Consider the following 21,518-nt stretch of genomic DNA (forward strand, 5'->3'; position numbering starts at 1 on the left):
TTTCTTTCAGTTTTTTTGTGTTTTGCGTTATTATTTGAATAATGAATTTTTTGAGGTGAAAGCTTTGTCAAATAAAGATGTATTAGTTTTTGAAATCGAGCAAGCAAAGGGAAAGCCCCGCGACGTTCAAAAGAAAGCTGACTATTGTCCCTTTTGCGACACGGAGCATTTAACGAATATTATTGATCAAAAGAACGATATGATTTGGTTAGAAAATAAGTTTAAGACTTTGAAAGATACTAATCAGACAATTGTGATCGAATCCCATGATCACGAAGGTGATATATCAAATTATTCAGTTGAAAAAAATCGTGAAGTCTTTTAATATATTTATCAATGTTGGAATACCATGATTCAAACTAAGAAATATACTAGTGTTTTGATGTACAAGAATTTTGGCCCTATGTCTGGCGGTTCGCTGCGTCATCCACATTTCCAAATCATTGGCTTGAATAAGGTCGATGGTTATAAGCACGTGGAGCCGGAGAATTTTACTGGCATGAATGTCTTTGACAATAAACATATCAACGTCAATATCTCTGAAAAACCAGTGATGGGATTTGTTGAATTTAATATTGTAATCAATAATCCTAAGTATCTAGCCGATTTGGCTGAGTTCGCGAGAGTAACTGTCAAATATATTTTGAACGACTTTTACGGTGGTAAGTTCGATTCTTATAATATTTTCTTTTATCGTGAAGGAAAGAAGATTATTTGTAAATTGACTGCGCGGTACGTTGTTTCTCCTTATTTTGTAGGTTATCGTCTTTCGCAACGTGACGGTGATAAGCAGGTCAGTGGAATCGCAAAAGCCTTGTTAGAACGTTTAAAAGAGCAGGCACAGTCGAAAGAAATTAGTTTAGAATAAACTTTTAAGTTTAATTATGTATCAAGCATAATTAAGCTTTTTTTTTCGAGTTCAGGCGCTGAGTATAATTTTAAATTTTTAATTTCACTGATAATAGATGTTCACAAATCAATTTAGCACAACTTGTTTTAATTAATGTTATGTAACTTTGAAACTTTAAAGAAGATTAATTGTTCCGGTTAACATATATGTTTTACGAAAACAAAAAATAATTAAAAACCAAAGCTTGATATTATACGTTGAAAACCTCCTCAAAAGGTATCGTAATTCAAAAAACTGATTTTTAAAGAAAAAAAGATGGTTCAGTCTAGGCAAGAGTCTAAACGGAACCATCTTTTAAATTTTATTAAGCCTCTGGTTGATAATCTTTATCAATGATCAAGACTGGTTTGATAGTCTTACCACTGACAGAATCAGCATCAGCTTCGTTAATTTGGTCGAAATCGTAGAACTTTTCAGTTAGATCGAATGGGAAAACGCCCATTTGATAGAATTCAATTAGACGAGGGATATCAACTTGAGGAATTGAGTCACCCATGTTAACACCAACAATCTTCTTATCGTCAACGCAAAGGTCATTCCAAGTGCTGATCTCAATATTTTTAGGAGTAACAGCGATGGTAGCAGTTGTTCCACCTTGTGTCAAAGCAGCGATTGAATCAGTCATAACTTTAGCGACACCAGTAGTATCAACGGCCCAATCTACACCAAGGCCGCCAGTGATTTTCTTGATAGCTTCGACGGCATCTTCTTTAGAACTATTGACAACATCTGTGGCACCCATTTTCTTAGCCAATTCCAAACGAGAGTCAATAATATCAACAGCGATAACTTTGACACAACCAGAGATCTTACCAGCCATCATGGCAGCAAGTCCAACGGCACCAGTACCAAAGACAGCAATTGTATCGCCAGGTTTTGGTTGAAGGGTATTGAAAACAGTACCTGAACCAGTTACGTAACCACAGCCTAGAGGTCCTAATTTCCTTAAATCAAGGTCCTTAGGAACCTTAACAGCATTACGTTTATCGATCACCGTATGAGTTGTGAATGATGATTGATTGAACATGTCACTAACGTGGTGGCCATCTTCAGTAAAGTGGTCCGAGCAATCTGGACGAGTTCCAGAAAGATTGGAAGCCGCATATTTGCGACATTGAGTAGGTTTTCCTTTCAAACAGTTGTCACACTCACCACATGAATAGAATGACATAATAATGTGATCACCAGGTTGAAAGTTTTTGACATTTTTACCGACTTTTTCAACGATACCTGAACCCTCATGTCCAAGTACAACTGGGAAGTTAAAGGCAGCATCACCTTTACGCAAAGCTTCATCGGAATGGCAAATACCGGAAGCCACGACTTTAACTTGCAAACCATCATCGGTCATATCAGCTAATTCGACATCATCCTTGATCACAAATGGATCATTAACTTTATCAACTACAGCAGCTTTAATTTTCATATTGAATCCCTCTCTCAATTAAATGTGTAAACGCTTACTACATTTAAAATTATTTCACTATTTTTTAATAAATTCAATCTTAAGATTAAAATAAACTAATTATTATAAATTGGCTGTCATTATTTACCATGATTTCAAAAAATAATTGGGATTCACTAGAAAAAAGTTTTATGTAACGTCGAAATAATGTAGAATATATACTGATTAAATACAAAAGAGTATGGTGAAAAATGGATATAACAGAAATGTATGGTCAAGTATTGGCAGGTACTGTCACTGACCTAAATAAGGATGAGGCCTTTGTACAAATTGACGGCAAGACCTTTGCTTTAGATTTAACTGAATTAACAGAAATTCCCGAATTAGGCGATCAAGTTGCAGGTTTTGTTTACGAAAATCAAGCACACAAGAACAAGATGACGACCGTCTTACCATTCGTTACTGAAGGTGTTTGGGACTTTGCGGAAGTGACAGAGGTCAGAACTGACTTGGGTGTCTTTGTTAACGTTGGTTTGGACGATAAAGATATTGTTGTTTCTTTGGATGACTTACCTTTGGAGCATAATGAATGGCCCAAAAAGGGCGACAATGTGATGGTCAAATTAGAGATCGATCACAAGGGGCGTTTATGGGGCAAATTAGCTGATATTGAGCTTTATACACAGATTGCCCGTAGTCCAGAGAGCAACCTTAAAGCTCTGATGAATAAAGATGAAGAGGGCACTGTGATTGCTATTCGTGAATCTGGAGCTTTTGTTATGACGGACAGCTATTATATGGCTTTCATTCATAAGAACGAACAAGGACAACCACTGCATATTGGCCAACACGTTAAGGCTCGGGTTATCGGTTCAAGTCATCGTCGGTTAAACTTGTCGATGAAACCTCGGGCCTATGAAGAAATCACGCCTGATGCACAAATGATCATTGCAGTTTTGGAACACTCACGCGACAAACGGATACCTTATACTGATAAAAGTGATCCTGATGATATCAAAGAGTATTTCGGTATCAGCAAGGGTAGTTTTAAACGTGCTTTAGGTAATTTGATGAAGCAACGTAAGATTGAGCAAAAAGATGGATACACCTATCTTAAATAGAGGTTTTTGGCATGAGTGGTAAATTAACGATCAAGAATCAAGTCATGAAAGATACGATTGCCGATTACGCTCGATACTTGCGCTTAGATCGGGGATTGTCAAAGAATACAATTGTATCTTATCAGACGGATCTCTTAGAATTTAGCAGTTTTTTAGAAAAGAAAAATATCCAGTTTTATCCTGAAGATCATTTCATCGTGACACAGTTTTTTGCGGAACAGGATAAATTAGAGAAGTCCAAGACCTCGCAAATGCGGATGTTTTCATCGTTACGTAAGTTCTACCAGTGGATGGAAATTGTCGATAAGATTGCCGTCAATCCGATGAATGAATTGGATGCTCCTAAAAAAGGAACTCACCTGCCCGTGGTTTTATCAATGGAAGAAGTCAATTCGTTGATTGAATCGCCTGATGTGTCAACTCCGTTAGGTTTGCGAGATCGAACTATTTTTGAAGTCATGTATGCGACTGGCTTGCGGGTCAGTGAACTAGTCAATCTAACGATGGATGACTTGCATTTGGATCTGGGATTAGTTAAGACTCTGGGTAAGGGTAGTAAAGAAAGACTGATTCCCATTGGTGATACTGCTATCGCCTGGTTGAAGAAATATTTCTCCGAAACTCGGGGTGAACTGGTGGCTAAATATGGTCCCCAAAAAGAAGTTTTCTTGAATTTTCGGGGTAAGAAGTTGACCCGTCAATCAATTTGGCGAATGATCAAGAAATACATTGCGCAAGTAGGTATCAAAAAAGATGTTACACCGCATACTTTGAGACATTCATTTGCTACTAATTTATTAGAAAATGGAGCAGATTTGCGAGTCGTCCAAGAGTTATTAGGACATTCCGATATTTCAACTACGCAAATATATACCCACGTCAATAAAACCCATATGAAACAAGTTTATAATGAATCATTTCCACGAGCCTAGGAGGATTTGAATGCTAAATAAATATAGTGATGAGAATAAGAAAATTGCGATGGGATTTTTGTCATATATCAATGACTTAAAAGATTTAGATAATATGGAACAGGAGCTGCAATTGTATTCTGAAGATGAGAATCGCCAGCTTTACTTGTGGAAGAGCAATTTGGAAGATTATTCGGGTATCGTCGCCTTATCATTTTCAGATAAGACCGTCTTCATTGAATATATTTCCTTGAGCCCATCTTATCGTTCCCAAAGCAACATCTTTAAGATTTTTGACGATGTGCAGCGCAAATTCCCTAAGTTAGTGATTTTGACTAATTTTAATCTGAGTACTGAGTTAGCAAAGTGGCGTAAGAATAAAGAAAAATTTGAAAAAGATATGAAAGAAACAGATTAATGCAAAAATTAAATTTGGTTTTAAGCGATTTTGAAGGTCCTATCGACTTGTTGTTGCATTTGATCAAGGAATCAAAAGTTGATATCTATGACATCCCTATCGCACAAATCACTCAACAATATATCGACTACTTACAAGGTATGAAAGTCTTACAACTGGATATTGCTGGTGACTATTTGGTGATGGCCTCAACTTTGATGTCAATCAAGAGTAAGATGCTATTGCCACAAGCCCCTGATGAGATCGATGATGATTTGGAAAGTGAAGATCCACGAGATGAATTAGTCTCGCAACTTTTGACTTATCAGACCTTTAAGCAGGTCGCAGCCTACTTTGAAGAAAAAGAACAAGCTCGAAAGCAGAAATTCGATAAAGAAGTCAGTATTCCAGCTAAGCAATTGGCGCAATTTTTGGAACCGGGCTCAATAGCTTTGGATGATTTGGCTTCGACTTATACAGAATTGTTGCGGGAACAGCGGCATAGTCAACCTAAAATGGAAACAATTGAAAATGAAACGTTGTCGATTGAAGATGCAACTGATAATATAATGAACGAATTAAAAAATACTAAGAAGACGACTTTTAAAGCGTTATTGAAATTGAATCACGATATTGAAGAAATCGTCACTGACTTCATGGCCATCTTAGAATTAGCTCGGAAACAATTAGTATCAGTTCAACAAGCTGATCGTAACAGCGAGTTATATATTGAATTGAGGGATTAAACGTGTATCAAGCAAAAATTATTGCCTTGCTTTTCGTTGCTGGCGATCAAGGAATTAAGGAAAAAGATTTAGCACAATTGTTGGAAATTGACAGTGCAGCTTTACGGCAAAATATTGAAGAACTGAAAGTTAAACTGTTGACTGATATAGATTCAGGTATCCAGTTGGTGGAATACAATTCATTATATAAATTGGTTACCAAAGACGAATTCGCGGACTTATTGACCAAGTACTTCAAGTCCGGTTTAGGGACAAAACTCAGTCAAGCAGCGTTAGAGGTACTTTCGATCGTAGCTTATCGACAACCAATTACTAGAATTGAGATCGATGAGATTCGTGGCGTTCAAAGTTCAGGTAGTTTGAATACGTTATTGATGAGAAAATTGATCAAAGAACATGGTAAAAAAGATGTACCCGGACACCCCAATTTATACGTGGTGACGGATGAATTTTTCGATTATTTTGGTATTAAAAGTATCAAAGAGTTACCTAAGATAGAAAAATTTGAGGATGTTTCAGATACAGGAGATATTTATGGACAAAATTAGATTACAAAAATTTATGGCGGAAGCAGGTGTGGCTTCACGTCGTAAATCAGAAGAGTTGATCGCTAAAGGTCACGTTAAAGTAAATGACAAAGTCGTCACAGAAATGGGCATCAAGGTAGATCACCGTGATAAGATCGAAGTCGATGGCATGCCCTTACAAGAGGAAAAGAAACGTTACATCTTGATGTACAAGCCTCGAGGAGTTATCTCCGCAGTGAAAGATGACAAAGGTCGTAAAGTCGTCACTGACCTTTTGGAAGATGACGTTAGAGAACGAGTTTATCCAATTGGTAGATTGGACTACGACACCTCTGGTTTATTGTTATTGACCAATGATGGCGAATTTGCTAACCACTTGATGCACCCCAGATACCACGTCGATAAGACTTATGTGGCTAAGATTGAAGGTGTCTTAACAACCGAAGAGATCAGAAAGTTGGAAAATGGTCTAAAACTGCAAGGCTATACGACTTCTAAGAGTAAAGTCAAAGTGATGTCCAAGGATAAAAAGAAGAATTCTTCAATCGTGAAGATTACGATTCATGAGGGTCACAATCATCAAGTTAAGAATATGTTTGATGCCGTGGGCCACAAAGTTGAAAAATTGGCTCGGGAGAGTTATTCTTTCTTGACTCTTGAGGGCTTAGTATCGGGTAAATATCGTGATTTGAGTCGCCAAGAAGTAGCAGAATTGAAGAAAAACGATTAATATATATTCTTATAACTAAATAGAATTATATCTATAACAACGCTTCAGTTGCACTACTGCATGGGGTTTGCTATTATAAGCTTATAAAATTTAATAAATTGGTTTTCAGGGCAGGGTGTAATTCCCGACCGGCGGTACAGTCCGCGACCCAACGCAAGTTGGTTGAATTGGTGCGATTCCAATACCGATAGTTAGAGTCTAGATGGAAGAAAACAGAGTAAGGTCTGTTTTGGTGTGCCCAAAATAGGCCTTTTTTCTTTGAAAATCAATTGAGAGAGGTTGATTTTAATGGGAAAGAGTACGTATAAGTTTCAATCAATAATTGGGGTATCGATTTTTGCAGCATTGGGAACGATTTTGATGTTCTTTGAATTTCCAATCCTGATATGGATGCCATTTTTAAAGGTCGATCTAAGTGATGTCGTTACAGTTATTGGAACGTTCGCCTATGGACCAGTCGGAGGAATATTGATTGCTTTGATCAAGTCAATGGTTCACGTCTTAGTAACCGGCAGCGGCGTGGCTGGATTGATTGGTAACACAGCGGCCTTCGTTGGTTCAGTGGCTTTGTTGATACCGTTCAATCATTTTTGGCAAAAGAATAAAAAGACTTCGGCCGTTGTCTTTGGCACACTCTCGATGACCGTTATTATGTCAGTGCTTAATTATTTAGTTATCATGCCTTTATATATGGGAGTAGTTGGTATGAAACTGAATATGAGCTTGCCAATGTACGTGGCAACCGGGGTTGTACCATTCAATATCATTAAGGCTTTGATCATTTCTGCGGCGGTAATGATCGTCTATCCTAGATTAAAAGGGCATTTTGCTGTTAAATAGGGAAATTTTATAAATCTTTAAAGAAAAATTTTAAACTTTTATGATATGCTTTAAGGGATAGAAATTAGGAGGTTGGTTTCTAATGGCCGATAATGATAAAAACAATATGTCTGGCGATTCACGTGTTCCTAAATCTACTCAGGGACTGGAAGGATCTGTCAGTCTTGAGGATTTGAAAAAGTATCATCTAATTGATTCGGGAGAGGATGCAGGTAATGATGCCGTATCTGATACTCAAACTTCTAATGAGACAGCTTCTGAATCAGCAACCGCTTCAGCTGATCATCTTCAATCTGAAGAGAACAACGATCATTTGAATGAATCAAAAGAAAAACAAAATGATGCTGACGACAAAACCGATAATGTTACATTTGTCCCTACACCACCAGTAACACCAGAACCAGAACAAGATACTGATGATTCAGAAGATACGAGTGATTCTCAATCAGTCGAGGAAAATGTCGCTGAGTCAAAGGATCAATCTGAAAATAAAGCCGATGACGATGTCAAACCTTGGGAAAAGAGTTTTGACTCTGACACTGATGAAGCAGGTCATGTTTCTCGAAAAGTTTCAAAGGAAAAACAACGAGGCAACCATACTTTAGTGGTTACTTTAGTGATTGCTTTGATCGTGATCATGTTCACACCGGTGGTTATTAATGCCGTTAAAGGTAGTAGTAGTGGTGCCTTAGACAGTACTCAGTCAACTAAGTCAGTCGAAAGTAAAGACAAGTCGACTAAGAAGACTACGAAGAAGAAATCGACTACCAAGAAATCTACTGCTAAGAAGTCAACTACTTCAAGTACAAAGCAGTCTGATTCTACTGGTACAAAGAGTTCAAATAGTGCGTCTGATTCTAACAGTAATTCAACTGCTTCAGATAGTACTGCTTCTGACAATACTAATAGTGGTCAAACAACAACAGATCAAAATAGTTCTAACTCCAATTCCAATTCCAGTTCTCAAGAGCAAACTAACCAACAAGCTTCTGACAATACGAATACAACTAATTCAACTGATTCAAGCAGTTCAACTGCTTCGTATTACACTGTCAAAGCAGGTGATAACTGGTTTAGAATCGCTTATAACAATAATTTGACAACTGCTGGATTGAAGAGCATGAATCCAAATGTTGGAACTTTGACACCAGGTACTACTTTACGAGTTAAATAAGCAAATTTGTCTAGGGTCCTTGACGTTATTGTCTGGGCCCTTTTCTTAAGGAGAGAAATTAATGCAAATCGCAATCGATGGTCCAGCATCTGCTGGCAAAAGTACAATCGCTAAATTAATCGCAAAAAAACTAAACTTCGTCTACTGTGATACGGGTGCAATGTATCGGACAGTAACTTTGCTTGCAAAAAAGCATAATGTGGGTTATGGTGATACTCTCAATATTTTGAAATTAATGTCGGAGCATAAGATCCATTTTCTTAACCAAGCGGATGGTCAACACGTTTTATTGGATGACGAAGATGTCTCAGATGCAATTAGAACCGAAGAGATAACCAATAATGTTTCTCAAGTCTCAGCTATTAAAGAAGTGAGAACGGAATTAGTTAAAATGCAGCGACAAATGGCTGACGATGTCAGTATTGTAATGGATGGAAGAGATATCGGTACAACTGTACTACCAGATGCACAAGTCAAGATTTTCTTGATTGCCAGTGTTGAGGTCCGTGCACAGAGACGGTTTAAAGAGAATCAAGAACGAGGGATTAAAACGCCTCTAAAAGAGCTCCAAGATGAGATTGCAGCTAGAGATTATAAAGATTCACATCGCGCTATTTCACCACTGAAAAAAGCTAGCGATGCTATCGAGGTCGATACTTCCGATATGACCATCGAACAAGTTGTCAATCGCGTAATTGAGATAGTTAACGAACATAAGTAGGGAGGTACAATATGTCTGTACCAGTTGTTGCGTTAGTAGGACGCCCCAATGTTGGAAAATCTACAATTTTCAATCGAATCATTAATGAAAGATTATCGATTGTTGAAGATACACCCGGAGTTACTAGAGACCGAATTTATTCTCGGGCTAGTTGGCTCGGAAAAGAATTCCGTTTAATCGATACCGGTGGTATTGAAATGAGCGGCGAAAAAATGTCAGTTCAAATCAAGAACCAAGCCGAAATTGCGATTGATGAAGCTGATGTTATCGTCTTTATCACCAATGGTCAAAACGGCGTTACTAAAGAAGATGAAGATGTTGCTAAGATTCTTTATCGGACTAATAAGCCAGTGATTTTGGCCGTTAATAAGGCTGATAATCCTGAACAACGTCAAAATATTTATGACTTCTATACTTTAGGCTTTGGCGATCCCAATCCTATTTCTGGTGCTCAAGGTACTGGCTTAGGTGATCTGTTGGATGCTGTTGTCAAGGCATTCCCCAATGATGACAAAGCTGAAGAAGATGATACTGTTAAATTCAGTTTCATTGGTCGTCCCAATGTTGGTAAGTCATCACTTGTCAACGCTATTTTGGGTGACCAACGAGTAATTGTTTCTGATATGCAAGGAACGACGCGGGATGCGATTGACACTAAGTATCATGATGAAAAGTTAGATCAAGACTTTACCATGATCGATACGGCCGGAATTAGAAAACGTGGTAAGGTTTACGAAAATACCGAAAAGTATTCCGTCTTACGGGCTTTAAGTGCGATCGATAAGTCGGATGTCGTATGTGTTGTTTTGAATGCTGAAGAAGGGATTCGTGAACAAGACAAGCGAGTGGCTGGTTATGCTCATAATGCCGGTAAAGGTGTTATTATCGTGGTTAACAAGTGGGATACTTTGAAAAAAGATACCAATACCATGAAGGACTTTGAAAACCAAATTAGAGCCGAGTTCCAATACTTGTCTTATGCACCAATTCTGTTCACTTCAGCAACGAAGAATCAAAGACTAGATCAGATTCCAGAACTTGTCTCACGGGTCTATGCTAACCGTGATCGTCGAATTCAATCATCTGTATTGAATGACTTGTTATTGCGTGCAACTTCAATTGCACCAACACCTTTAGTTAACGGAAAGAGATTGCGGATCTATTACATGACGCAAGTAGCCATTCAACCACCAACTTTTGTCGTCTTTGTAAATGAAACTGAATTGTTGCATTTCTCATATGAACGTTTCTTGAAGAACCAACTACGAGAAACTTTTGACTTTGAAGGTACGCCAATTAAAATTTTACCAAGAAAGCGAAAATAGGCCATGATGATAGTATTTTAGCCGTTTTTATTAAAATCTTAATAAAAATAAAGATTTATCCTAAAATCAACGGTAAATGCTTGTCACATCGGCATTGCTATGGTATTTTTGTAAATAGAATAATGAACGCATTAATAATAGTTCATGTGTTCTAAATATTTTACATTTTCCGGAGGTATTCACATATGGCAAATAAAGCTGAACTTATTGATAGTGTAGCAAGTAAGACAGGTTTGACAAAGAAGGATGCAACTTCTGCTGTTGATGCTGTTTTCGAAACTATCCAAGATAATTTATCAGAAGGTAACAAGGTTCAATTAATTGGCTTTGGTAACTTCGAAGTTCGTCAACGTGCTGCTCGTAAGGGTCGCAACCCACAAACTGGCGAAGAAATTAAGATCCCTGCTAGCAAAGTACCTGCATTCAAACCAGGTAAGGCTTTGAAGGATTCAGTTAAATAGTTAATTTTTAGCTATCTTGGGGGCGGTCGAAGGACCGTCTTTTTTATTTTGCAAAATAACGGAGGTATTAATTTGAGTAAAGCAGATGAAGTAATTGAAAGAATTGACGATGGAGATTTTTCGTCAGTTGACCGCTTGATTCAAGCATCGTTGGCAGAAGACGATGAACAAACTCAATTTTCTTTAGCTGAAACTTTGATGAGCAGAGGCCTCTCAGTTCAAGCTAAAACGATTTATGAGCATCTTTTGAATATTTACCCAACTGAAGGACAAATCCTCTCAAGATTGGCGGAAATTGCCGTTTCTGATGGTAATAGCGACCAAGCATTGGATTATATTTCTCAAATCACCCCGGATTCGCCTGCTTATGCCGAAAACCTCTTGGTTTCTGCCGACATCTATCAGGCACAAGGATTATACGAGGTCAGCGAACAGAAGCTTTTGACTGGTATTCGGGAATTTCCTGATGAAGAAGTATTCAAATTTGCTTTGGCAGAAGTTTATTTCGACGAGAACAAATTTAGCAAGGCTTTGACGTATTACGATATGTTACTAGATATGGGAATCAAAAATTACTCCGGAATTTCCCTCATCTTTCGTAAAGCTAGTTCCTTGGCTGGTGATGGTCAGTATGAAGCAGCTATCAGTGAATATGAAAAATTGAACGCACTCGAACTGAATGAAGACGCTCAATTTCAATTGGGCTTCTTGTACAATCAAGTGAAAAATTATAACAAGTCGATCTCAATTTTGGAGGGATTGCTGGATTCGAATCGTGATTATCCAACGGCTTATCCGATTTTGGCGGAAGACTATTTGAATATTAAGAAAAACTCTGATGCCTTTAAATATGCTCAGTTAGGCTTGAATTTGAATGAATTGGATGACCGTTTGTATCAGATTGCCTTTGAAGCGGGAACCTCAGAAGATCCTAGTGCTGCGATTAAAATTCTTGAGACAGGCATTCAAAAGGTTGAAAATCCAATGCCTTTGATCATCAAATTGAGTGATTACTACTTAACCAAAGGACAGTACAAAGCTAATTTAGACCTCTTAAACGGTCGGGATGTTTCCAATAATCCGAAATTAACTTGGAACTTGGCTAAGTCGCAATTCGAAACAGATGACGTCGAATCGGCCCAAGAGAATATTTTGTTAGTTCTAGATGAGTACAAAACTAACCTAGATTACTTATCGGATTTGATTGAAATTTTACGTAGTACTGGTAACAAGGCAATATTGAAATCGGCTGTAACGCTTTATTTGAAACAAGATCCAGATAATGAACAGATGCAAGATTTACTAGATCAATTGAATGAAAATTAAAATTAATCTAATTTAATGTGATTTACTACTTGCATAATCTAATATATCTGTTATGATTGCTTACATAAATTGATTTTGGCTTTAAAATAAGTAATCAGATATCTGAGTGTTCAGAGAATTGGCGGTCGGTGTGAGCCATGCAGGGTATTGTGATGAAATACAAAGTTAAAATCACGTGTCCTACGTTTCAGGAGTAAAGAGCAAATGGATCAATAGTCCATTTGAATTTTGGGTGGTACCGCGCCAAATAGCGTCCCTGCATTAAATTGCAGGGGCGCTATTTTTTTACTCTATGGGCAAATAGAAGGAGGAATGTTATGAAATTCATCGAAAAACTTCAATTGCAAGCAAAGTTTAGCCAAGTCTTATCAGAAACTGAGGTCAAACAAGTTAAACGTAATTATCTCTATCGTCCCTATTGGAACTGCCAATAAAAATCAAGCTGTATCAAACGATACTCATTTTTTAGGAAGACAGGGTGAATAGGATGAAAAAAGAAATTAAGTTAACGTTTAAAGAAAGTTTAATTATTATGGTCATAATGTTTGGCCTGTTAGCAACGATGATGATCGGATTCAAGATGACACCCCAGATTCCAATTTTATTAGCTTTTACGATTTTGTTGTTCTACGGACGCTTACGCGGCTTTACCTGGAATCAGCTGCAAGCGGGGATCACTGAAGGTATAAAACCAGGTATTATTCCGATGATCATTTTTATTATGATTGGAGTTTTAGTCGCTGCTTGGACGATGTCTGGTGTTATTCCGACAATTATGGTTTATGGATTAAAAATTTTGAATGTCAGATTTTTCCTCTTTACTGTCTTTGTTAGTTGTTGTCTCGTTGGGGTGATTGTCGGGAGCTCGTTTACAACCATCAGTACCTTGGGTATCGTCTTTATGGGTATCGGTCATGTGATGGGCATCAATATCGCTTTGACGGCTGGTTCAATCGTCTCAGGAGCTTTGTTCGGTAACAATATGTCACCACTTTCAGGCACAACTAATTTAGCTACTGGGATAGCTGGAGTAGACAATGTCTTTGATCATATCAAAACGATTGCCCACACTGCGGTTCCTGCCGCTATCATCACTTCGATAATCTTTTTGATCGTTGGTCACACGACTGCTAACCCTGATCTTGCTTCAGTTCATCATATTATCAACGCTTTAGAGACTAACTTCTTCGTTTCACCATTAATGTTGATTCCAATCGCTATTTTGATCGTCTGTGCCGGACTGCAAGTACCTGCAATCCCAACTTTATTGGCAGGTTCTGTCAGTGCCATCGTTATGCATGTCGTGATTAATCATCCTAAACTGACTGATGTCAGCAATCAAATAATGAACGGTTTCCAATTGAAGTCAGCTGATAAACAAATTAACGCCATGGTCAGTGGCGGAGGAATAACTAGCATGTTGAGTAGTATTTCCCTGATTTTGGTAGCATTGGCTTTAGGAGGAATCTTACTCAAAATGGGAATCGTCAATAATTTGATCGGTAAAATGAATCAACAAGTCAATACGCCTGGTAAATTAATTCTATTATCAATGCTCAGTGCCATCGGCGTTAACTTTTTAGTAGGTGAACAATACATTTCAATCATTCTTCCTGGTGCCACTTTTAAAGACAATTTCGTTAAACAGAATTTAAACCCTGAGTACTTGTCACGTGTTCTGGCAAGTGGTGGTGCCGATATCAATGCCTTAGTACCTTGGGGCGTAACGGGAATCTTTATTTCCAGCGTCTTGGGTGTAAGTCCAATCGTCTTCATCTCATGCGCCTTCTACGTCTGGATCAATCCTTTGTTGATAGTCATTTACGGCTTCGCTTTTGGAAAGAGATACAATCTGAATTCGATGTCAGACTCGATTGCGCTGGATGGGTTGAAGCTGCAAAAGTGATTGCTTTCTAAATTTCAAAGAAAAAAGCTGCTGATTCTGTAATCGAATCGGCAGCTTTTTTTGGCAATGAAGCTTTATCTTGCTTGAAATGAATATTATTAGTTGTGCAAAAAGAAATTTTGACAATGGTTGCGGAATAATTTCGAAATTAATTTTTATCTTTACCACCAACAAGGCGGATTAAGAAAACTACGGAGTGAAAGAGCAATCCTCCAAAAAGCAACCAATTAATGCTACAGATAGCCCCGACCCAAACGCAAATAAGTGTGATTAAAAGAATAATGTCTATCATATTTATCCAATATCAGAACCCCTGAATTTTTTGTAAAGCCTTCTCTTCTGATATATTTTCACATCCCTTGTTGATTCCATTATAGCTATTTTTACTAAATCGTATACTGACTTAGAGTAAATAGTTATAATAATGCAACAAAATGTTGAAATTAATTTATTATTATCCAGAAAAACCAGTAGATTTCGAAGAAGTTGTCGAGTTGGTATATAATAAAATACGAGACTTTTATTTTTTAAATGTGAGGTAAAGATATGCAACTTAAACAACTTCCTGCCGATTTCGTAGAGGCACTGCCAGTATTAGAAAAAATTGAACAAGCCGGTTTTGAGGCTTATTTTGTCGGAGGAAGTGTTCGAGATCACATTTTAGGTTTACCGATCCATGATGTCGATATTGCTACCAGTGCCTATCCAAAAGAAATCAAAGAAATTTTTAGAAGAACAGTTGATACAGGTATTCAACACGGGACCGTTACTGTCTTGATGGGGGATGACTCATATGAGATCACCACTTTCAGAACTGAATCAGGTTATCAAGACTACCGCCGTCCTGATAAAGTAACCTTTGTCCGCTCCTTAGCCGATGATTTGAAGCGACGTGATTTTACGATCAATGCCCTCGCGGTTGACCGTAATGGGGTTGTTATCGACAAGTTCAATGGTTTAGAAGATTTAGACCAGCATGTTATTAGAGCCGTCGGTAAGGCTGAGGAACGTTTTCATGAAGATGCCTTAAGAATGATGCGGGCCGTTCGTTTCCAAGCACAATTAGATTTTACGATTGAACCTCAGACTGCTCAAGCCGTGTTCGATCATGCACCTTTACTAGAAAAAATTGCCGTGGAAAGAATTCGCGAGGAATTTGTTAAGCTGATGCTCAGTTCTTCCTGGCAAAAGGGCTTCAGTAATTTCTTAGATCTGGGCTTGAGTGAATACTGTCCTGACTTTACTAATAAACGCATTGATTTAGAAGAATTACTCGATATCAAAGGACAAAGTTTTTTTGATGAGGATGCAGTCTGGAGCGCGATTGGCTATGTTTTGAACTTGAATCATAGTGAATTCAATAAATTATTGCGGGATTGGAAGGTTTCCAATAAAACTCGCGAGGCTAGTTTGAATACCTTGAATCTGATGCACCTCTTTGAAAATCAAGATTATGATCTCTGGAATATTTATAAATTAGGGGTCGATAATTTAAGCCGGACGATTTCGTTGTGTCAGATGTTTTTGATCGAATTCGACTACGCCAGTTTGAAAGCAGAAGTAAATAATATTTCTATCAAAACGAATCGCGATTTGGCAATTTCTGGAAAAGAAGTTTGTGAAATATTAGAGGTTAAACCTGGTCCAATTATCGGTAAGTCGATGTCGCAAATAGAGCGTGCTGTCGTGGAAGGAAACGTTTCCAATAATTTTGATGATTTAAGACATTATTTGTTAAGTATTCAATAATGCTGTGGTATTATGAAATCAGTAAGTATTTTAGGATTTGAAAGGGTGGTAATATGACAAAACACGTTTTTAAGGAACTGAAATTCTATTTTAGAAATGACGATACTTGGACCGTTAGTCACAGTGAGATGAGAGATATTTGGATCGCTCGTGTTACAACAAGTTATGGCAGAATCAATGGTGGACGGATGCAAGAAATTCATCCATGTAAGCGTTTTAGAATTGAAATTTTACCTGACGCTGATTACATTAAGGATACTGATGTTTCCACAGCCGCTATGGCAGATGGTATGTTCAATCGTATTATCAAGTATCAAGATATTGAAAAATGCGATATTGTTTTTGAGGATGATCAAGATAAAGAACCAATGCAAATTTACTTCCCATTCAAACAAAAGGATGTCGAAGGATTGGATAATGCTTATCAATCTTCAGCAATTTCAAGCAAGACTGGTAACCTTTATATTTCAATTGATCCAGATAATACTGTTTACGACATTTATAAAACAGAACTTTAATAATAAAAAATACGGGATGTTAGTTGATAAAAGTTGACTAAAATCCCGTATTTTCTTGAGAGAGGGCAAAATGGGCAATTTGAAGATAGGATCGATAGTTTCGATCATCGATGAAGACGATACCATGAAAAATAAAATGGGATCAGTTGTATTTTATGATGAAATTAATAATAAAATTCTGGTGCGATTCGGTGGAGAAAAACAGTGGTATTATAGGCGCGACCAGTTGAAAGAATATTAAGACAATGTGATAATAGAACAGACAAGAAAGACTGACCTCTATCTGCGTGGGTAGAGGAATTTTTTATTTATAGTGGTGAAATAATTGAAAACCTTAAACATCTCAAATGCATCAAAATCATTTGGCGAAAGAACTCTTTTTACTGACGTGACTTTTACTATCAACGAAGGCGACCGGATCGGTTTGCTAGGACTGAATGGAACTGGTAAAACAACGCTCTTAGATGGGATCGTCAACAATAGCGATTTGAATACGATCAATGTCGAGAAACCTAAAGATTATAAGATCTCATATTTGAAACAGCAGCCTGATTTGGACGACAATTCATCTGTCATCGATGCTGTCTTCAATGGTAGTGGTGAAAAATTTCAATTGGTCCGCCAATATGAAAATTCATTAGCGAAATTCAACGCTAATTCAACTGACCAAACGATTCAAAATGAATTCTTTAAGTTGCAAGAAAAAATGAATGCGGCTGAAGCATGGCAATTGGAATCAGATGTCAAAGCGATCCTCAATAAGTTGGGAATCACTGAATTAGATAAACTGATCGGCGAGTTGTCAGGTGGTCAACAGAGACGAGTGGCGCTCGCCCAAACTTTGATCTCTGAAGCGGATCTATTGATCTTAGACGAACCGACTAACCATTTGGATTATGAAGCAATCGATTGGTTACAAAATTACCTCAGCAAGTATAAAGGCTCAGTTCTGTTCGTGACCCATGACCGTTACTTCTTGAATGAAGTTGCCACTAGAATTTTTGAAATTGAAAATCGTAACGTGACTGAATATGATGGAAATTACGAGAAATACCTCCAACAAAAAGCCGCAAACGAAGAAATCTATGCGTCAGAGCAGCATCATAAGACACAACTCTATAAGCAAGAATTGAATTGGATGCGGGCGGGAGTTAAAGCTCGAGGAACGAAACAGCAGGCCAGAAAAGACCGATTTAATGATCTAAAGGAAGACTTGCAAAATAAGCCGGAAGTTCAAAAAGAGATGTCGATCGATATTGCTCAACAACGTTTGGGAAATGATGTCTTCGATATCAAAGATGCCAGTCTGAAATTTGAAAATCATGTAATTTTAAACGACTTTAACTATTTAGTTTCACGTGGTGACCGCATCGGTATCACCGGTTCAAACGGTTCAGGAAAGACGACCTTTTTAAATACACTGGCAGATCAATTGCCACTAGATTCTGGTGAGATCAAGACTGGTCAAACTGTTCATTTGGGATATTATACTCAGCATACACGTGATATGGACCCTGATAAACGGGTTATCAGATATTTGGAATCGATCGGTCAAGGGGTCAAGAATAACGATGGAATGCACATGTCAGCTTCGCAAATGTTAGATACTTTCAAATTTGACCATCAGATGCAAGGAGCTTTCATTCGCGAACTTTCTGGTGGAGAAAAACGCCGTCTATATCTCTTGGCAATTTTGATGGACCAACCGAATGTCTTGTTGCTAGATGAACCAACGAACAACCTCGATATTGAAACCTTGACGATTTTGGAAAATTATTTAGAGAGTTTCAAGGGTACGGTCCTAGCAGTTTCTCATGATCGGTATTTCTTAGATAAAGTTGCCGATAAGCTGTTGATCTTTGAAGGCCAGGGCGATATTGAGGAGAGCTATGACTCTTATACTGGTTATCTGGAAAAACAGACCGCTGCTAAGCAAGCCAAACATCACGAAATCAAGACGCAAAAACATGAAGAAGTAAAACAAAAGGTTGAAGAGCAAACACAAGCTGAACCGAAGAAAAAATTAACCTATGCGGAACAAATTGAATTTGACAAGCTTGAACCAAAGATTGAAAAAATCGACGACCAAATGGCCGAGTTGAAGACGCAATTGAATGATTCATCGAATGATTATGAAAAGTTAATGGATTATCAACGCCAATTAGACGAATTAACGGCAGAATCTGACAAATTAATGGACCGTTGGGAATACCTCGGCCAATTCATTTAGGAGAAAATCATGCATAACGAACAACAATATTTGGATTTATTAAACTATGTTTTAGAACACGGTCATAAGAAAAACGATCGGACTGGGACTGGTACGATCAGTACTTTTGGTTACCAAATGCGATTTGATCTTCAAGAATCCTTTCCTTTACTGACAACTAAGAAAATTCCATTTGGTTTGATTAAAAGTGAATTGTTGTGGTTTTTGCATGGAGATACCAATATCAAATATCTCTTAGAACACAAGAACCACATTTGGGATGAGTGGGCTTTTAAAAACTATATTGAAAGTTCTGACTATCATGGACCTGATATGACCGACTTTGGCAGACGGAGTTTGATCGATGACGAATTTGCTCAAGCTTATCGAGTGGAAAAGCAAAAGTTCGATCAAAGTATTCTTAATGACGACGAGTTTGCCAAAAAGTTTGGTAACCTAGGCGACGTTTATGGAGCTCAATGGCGCCATTGGCAAAAGCGTGATGGTGGTTTTATTGATCAGATTGGTGACGTGATACAACAGATCAAACAAAATCCTGATTCAAGACGTTTGATCGTCAGTGCTTGGAATCCTGAAGATATCCCAACAATGGCTTTACCACCATGTCATACGATGTTCCAATTTTATGTCAATGACGGCAAGTTATCTTGTCAACTCTATCAAAGAAGCGGCGATCTCTTTTTGGGAGTACCGTTTAATATTGCCAGCTATGCTCTCTTGACGCACTTGATTGCTCGAGAAACCGGCTTAGAAGTCGGAGAATTCATTCACACGTTAGGTGATGCGCATATTTATTCTAATCACTTAGAACAAGTGAAAACTCAATTAAGTCGCAAACCTCTTGCAGGACCTAAGCTAGAGATCACTAGCGATAAGAGCATTTTTGAGATCGACGTTAACGATATCAAAGTAACAGACTATAATCCGCAGCCTGCTATTAAGGCTCCAGTTGCGGTCTAGGAGTGATAATATGTTAAGTTTTGTTTGGGCAGAAGATAAGAATCATCTGATTGGCAGTAATGGACATCTACCTTGGAAGTTGCCTGATGATATGAAACATTTTAAAAATTTGACGACAGGTCACCCAATCGTTATGGGACGCAAGACTTTTGAAAGTTTTCCCAACGGTCCTTTGCCAAATCGTTTAAATATTGTGATTTCTCGTAATACCAATTATCAAGTTCCGAAATCAGTCGTGCTGCTAAATGATAAGCGTGAACTTTCTCAATACGTTGACGCAGATGAAGAAGTGATGGTAATCGGCGGCGAGGGTATTTTTAAGTTATTTGCAGACGAAGTGGACCAATTGTATCTGACTAAGATCGACTATGAATTTACTGGTGACGTGAAAATGGTTAAAATTGACTATAGCAAATTCAAATTGACCGAAAAAAAAGAAGGCATTGTGGATGATAAGAATATCTATCCCCATACCTTCGAAACTTATCAAAGAATTTAATGAACGAAAAAATAAACTGAGAAGTACATTAAAGCTGTCCCAATCATGACGAAAATGTGCCAAATTACGTGAATGTATCTCAGGTTTTTCATCAGATATAAGCAGGCACCGACCGTAAAGGCGATTCCACCAGCGACCAATAGCCAAATTCCCGTGCTTCCAATGGCCAGATAAAGGGGCTTCATAGCGATGATGATGGCCCATCCCATCAATACGTACAGCAAAGTTTCAAAATATTTGAAGCGGCCTACATTAAAGATCTTATACAAAATCCCACCGATAGCTAACACCCAGATAAAGGCTAAGATACTGTAACCAAAGGCTGAATGCAAAGCTACCAAGCAATAAGGTGTGTATGTTCCGGCAATCATCAAGAAGATGGAACTGTGATCAAAAATTTGAAAAACACCTTTTGCTTTGGTGAAGTACAACGAATGAAACAAAGTTGAACTCAAGTATAAGAAAAACAGCGTGAAGGCATAGATGAAATAAGCCGTGATATTCAAGGCATTACCTTGATGAAAGCCTTTGATCAATAGGAAAATTGCTCCAATAATAGCTAAGATAATCCCAATTCCGTGAGTCACTGCGCTGAATACTTGGTCAGTGATTATATAGGCGCGTGAAAAATTATGTTTGTTTGACATGTAGGACAACTCCAATTTTTTGGTAATAATATTATTATAAACAACTCTTGACCCTTCATACAATAACATTCTTATATAATTCCTTATACCTGTGACAGTTAATCATCTTATGTAGGGCCAGCCTCAAGTTGCTGTTGGCAGCAAAAAAACTCTAGTTCATACCTACTAGAGCTCCTTTGGTCTAAATTAACGTTCTTTATGCCGTTATTGTATCGCAAGATTTTTAATATATAGATAATCGCAAAAAATAATTGGCTTTATTGAGAATGACCCAGTGTGTAATATCGTGAGTGTTTGTTAAACGTTATAAAAAAATCAGTAAACAACCTGAATAATAAATGATAAAATAAAGTCTAGTGATGAAACCCACAATCATTTGGATCATGGGTTATTATTTATTTAATGAAACTTATGT

At 37.7% G+C, this 21,518-nt stretch carries 22 protein-coding genes, 1 pseudogene and 1 riboswitch; of the genes and pseudogenes, 21 read left to right on the forward strand and 2 right to left on the reverse strand.

The window, feature by feature from the left end; translation table 11 throughout:
- Positions 1 to 55 precede the first annotated feature (55 nt).
- Together ACG72T_RS06825 and ACG72T_RS06830 are read left to right on the forward strand one after the other, a co-directional pair.
- Positions 56 to 400: pseudogene (locus tag ACG72T_RS06825) on the forward strand (DUF4931 domain-containing protein); the annotation flags it as partial.
- Between the two features lie 3 nt (positions 401 to 403).
- Positions 404 to 868 carry a hypothetical protein gene (locus ACG72T_RS06830; protein ID WP_395265612.1) on the forward strand — a complete coding sequence of 155 codons (465 nt, stop codon included), beginning with the start codon at positions 404 to 406 and terminating at the stop codon, positions 866 to 868.
- 346 nt (positions 869 to 1,214) lie between these two features.
- Here the strand turns inward: ACG72T_RS06830 and ACG72T_RS06835 are convergent, their stop codons facing one another.
- Positions 1,215 to 2,336: an NAD(P)-dependent alcohol dehydrogenase gene (locus ACG72T_RS06835; RefSeq protein ID WP_395265435.1), complete on the reverse strand. Its 1,122-nt coding sequence runs from the start codon at positions 2,334 to 2,336 to the stop codon at positions 1,215 to 1,217.
- Between the two features lie 230 nt (positions 2,337 to 2,566).
- Here ACG72T_RS06835 and ACG72T_RS06840 point away from each other — a divergent pair, with 230 nt between their 5' ends.
- The 19 genes from ACG72T_RS06840 to ACG72T_RS06930 all read left to right on the forward strand — a co-directional run bounded on the left by ACG72T_RS06840 (position 2,567) and on the right by ACG72T_RS06930 (position 20,456).
- On the forward strand, positions 2,567 to 3,436 hold the full coding sequence (locus ACG72T_RS06840; RefSeq protein WP_395265436.1) for a S1 RNA-binding domain-containing protein: 870 nt from the start codon (positions 2,567 to 2,569) through the stop codon (positions 3,434 to 3,436).
- Between the two features lie 11 nt (positions 3,437 to 3,447).
- Positions 3,448 to 4,368, forward strand: coding sequence for a site-specific tyrosine recombinase XerD (xerD, locus tag ACG72T_RS06845; RefSeq protein WP_395265437.1), 921 nt, complete (start codon positions 3,448 to 3,450; stop codon positions 4,366 to 4,368).
- Between the two features lie 10 nt (positions 4,369 to 4,378).
- A complete protein-coding gene (locus ACG72T_RS06850) occupies positions 4,379 to 4,765 on the forward strand; it encodes a RibT protein (protein WP_395265438.1) in 387 nt (128 codons plus the stop codon).
- Positions 4,765 to 5,490: a segregation and condensation protein A gene (locus ACG72T_RS06855; RefSeq protein WP_395265439.1), complete on the forward strand. Its 726-nt coding sequence runs from the start codon at positions 4,765 to 4,767 to the stop codon at positions 5,488 to 5,490. Before ACG72T_RS06850 ends, ACG72T_RS06855 begins: the two co-directional genes overlap by 1 nt.
- 2 nt (positions 5,491 to 5,492) lie before the next feature.
- Entirely contained in the window at positions 5,493 to 6,038 is a 546-nt protein-coding gene (scpB, locus tag ACG72T_RS06860; RefSeq protein WP_395265440.1) for an SMC-Scp complex subunit ScpB, read from the forward strand.
- Positions 6,025 to 6,747, forward strand: coding sequence for a pseudouridine synthase (locus tag ACG72T_RS06865; RefSeq protein WP_395265441.1), 723 nt, complete (start codon positions 6,025 to 6,027; stop codon positions 6,745 to 6,747). Before scpB ends, ACG72T_RS06865 begins: the two co-directional genes overlap by 14 nt.
- A gap of 97 nt (positions 6,748 to 6,844) precedes the next feature.
- Positions 6,845 to 6,965, forward strand: a riboswitch (FMN riboswitch).
- Positions 6,966 to 7,035: 70 nt separating this feature from the next.
- A complete protein-coding gene (locus tag ACG72T_RS06870; RefSeq protein WP_395265442.1) occupies positions 7,036 to 7,587 on the forward strand; it encodes an ECF transporter S component in 552 nt (183 codons plus the stop codon).
- 82 nt (positions 7,588 to 7,669) lie between these two features.
- Positions 7,670 to 8,761 (forward strand): LysM peptidoglycan-binding domain-containing protein, encoded by a 1,092-nt coding sequence (locus ACG72T_RS06875; RefSeq protein ID WP_395265443.1) that lies wholly within the window; start codon positions 7,670 to 7,672, stop codon positions 8,759 to 8,761.
- 61 nt (positions 8,762 to 8,822) lie between these two features.
- Positions 8,823 to 9,482 carry a (d)CMP kinase gene (gene cmk / locus ACG72T_RS06880; RefSeq protein ID WP_395265444.1) on the forward strand — a complete coding sequence of 220 codons (660 nt, stop codon included), beginning with the start codon at positions 8,823 to 8,825 and terminating at the stop codon, positions 9,480 to 9,482.
- Between the two features lie 11 nt (positions 9,483 to 9,493).
- On the forward strand, positions 9,494 to 10,807 hold the full coding sequence (gene der, locus ACG72T_RS06885) for a ribosome biogenesis GTPase Der (protein ID WP_395265445.1): 1,314 nt from the start codon (positions 9,494 to 9,496) through the stop codon (positions 10,805 to 10,807).
- A 185-nt stretch (positions 10,808 to 10,992) separates the two neighbouring features.
- Positions 10,993 to 11,268, forward strand: a complete 276-nt coding sequence (locus ACG72T_RS06890) for an HU family DNA-binding protein (protein WP_057739444.1) — start codon at positions 10,993 to 10,995, stop codon at positions 11,266 to 11,268.
- 72 nt (positions 11,269 to 11,340) lie between these two features.
- A complete protein-coding gene (locus tag ACG72T_RS06895) occupies positions 11,341 to 12,594 on the forward strand; it encodes a tetratricopeptide repeat protein (RefSeq protein WP_395265446.1) in 1,254 nt (417 codons plus the stop codon).
- Positions 12,595 to 13,081: 487 nt separating this feature from the next.
- Positions 13,082 to 14,500: a Na+/H+ antiporter NhaC gene (gene nhaC, locus ACG72T_RS06900; RefSeq protein WP_395265447.1), complete on the forward strand. Its 1,419-nt coding sequence runs from the start codon at positions 13,082 to 13,084 to the stop codon at positions 14,498 to 14,500.
- A 546-nt stretch (positions 14,501 to 15,046) separates the two neighbouring features.
- Positions 15,047 to 16,249 carry a CCA tRNA nucleotidyltransferase gene (locus ACG72T_RS06905; protein WP_395265448.1) on the forward strand — a complete coding sequence of 401 codons (1,203 nt, stop codon included), beginning with the start codon at positions 15,047 to 15,049 and terminating at the stop codon, positions 16,247 to 16,249.
- A gap of 53 nt (positions 16,250 to 16,302) precedes the next feature.
- Positions 16,303 to 16,767: a hypothetical protein gene (locus ACG72T_RS06910; protein ID WP_395265449.1), complete on the forward strand. Its 465-nt coding sequence runs from the start codon at positions 16,303 to 16,305 to the stop codon at positions 16,765 to 16,767.
- A 70-nt stretch (positions 16,768 to 16,837) separates the two neighbouring features.
- Positions 16,838 to 17,008 (forward strand): hypothetical protein, encoded by a 171-nt coding sequence (locus ACG72T_RS06915; protein WP_395265450.1) that lies wholly within the window; start codon positions 16,838 to 16,840, stop codon positions 17,006 to 17,008.
- Positions 17,009 to 17,092: 84 nt separating this feature from the next.
- Positions 17,093 to 18,997, forward strand: coding sequence for an ABC-F family ATP-binding cassette domain-containing protein (locus ACG72T_RS06920; RefSeq protein ID WP_395265451.1), 1,905 nt, complete (start codon positions 17,093 to 17,095; stop codon positions 18,995 to 18,997).
- A 9-nt stretch (positions 18,998 to 19,006) separates the two neighbouring features.
- The gene (locus ACG72T_RS06925) at positions 19,007 to 19,957 is read left to right on the forward strand and encodes a thymidylate synthase (RefSeq protein ID WP_395265452.1); all 951 of its coding nucleotides are present in this window, start codon (positions 19,007 to 19,009) and stop codon (positions 19,955 to 19,957) included.
- 10 nt (positions 19,958 to 19,967) lie between these two features.
- The gene (locus ACG72T_RS06930; protein ID WP_395265453.1) at positions 19,968 to 20,456 is read left to right on the forward strand and encodes a dihydrofolate reductase; all 489 of its coding nucleotides are present in this window, start codon (positions 19,968 to 19,970) and stop codon (positions 20,454 to 20,456) included.
- Here ACG72T_RS06930 and ACG72T_RS06935 read toward each other — a convergent pair.
- Positions 20,453 to 21,103, reverse strand: a complete 651-nt coding sequence (locus ACG72T_RS06935) for a hemolysin III family protein (protein WP_395265454.1) — start codon at positions 21,101 to 21,103, stop codon at positions 20,453 to 20,455. The genes ACG72T_RS06930 and ACG72T_RS06935 overlap by 4 nt on opposite strands.
- Positions 21,104 to 21,518 lie beyond the last annotated feature (415 nt).

The sequence above is a fragment of the Companilactobacillus sp. FL22-1 genome, from assembly GCF_043951805.1.
In the GTDB taxonomy this organism is placed as follows: domain Bacteria; phylum Bacillota; class Bacilli; order Lactobacillales; family Lactobacillaceae; genus Companilactobacillus.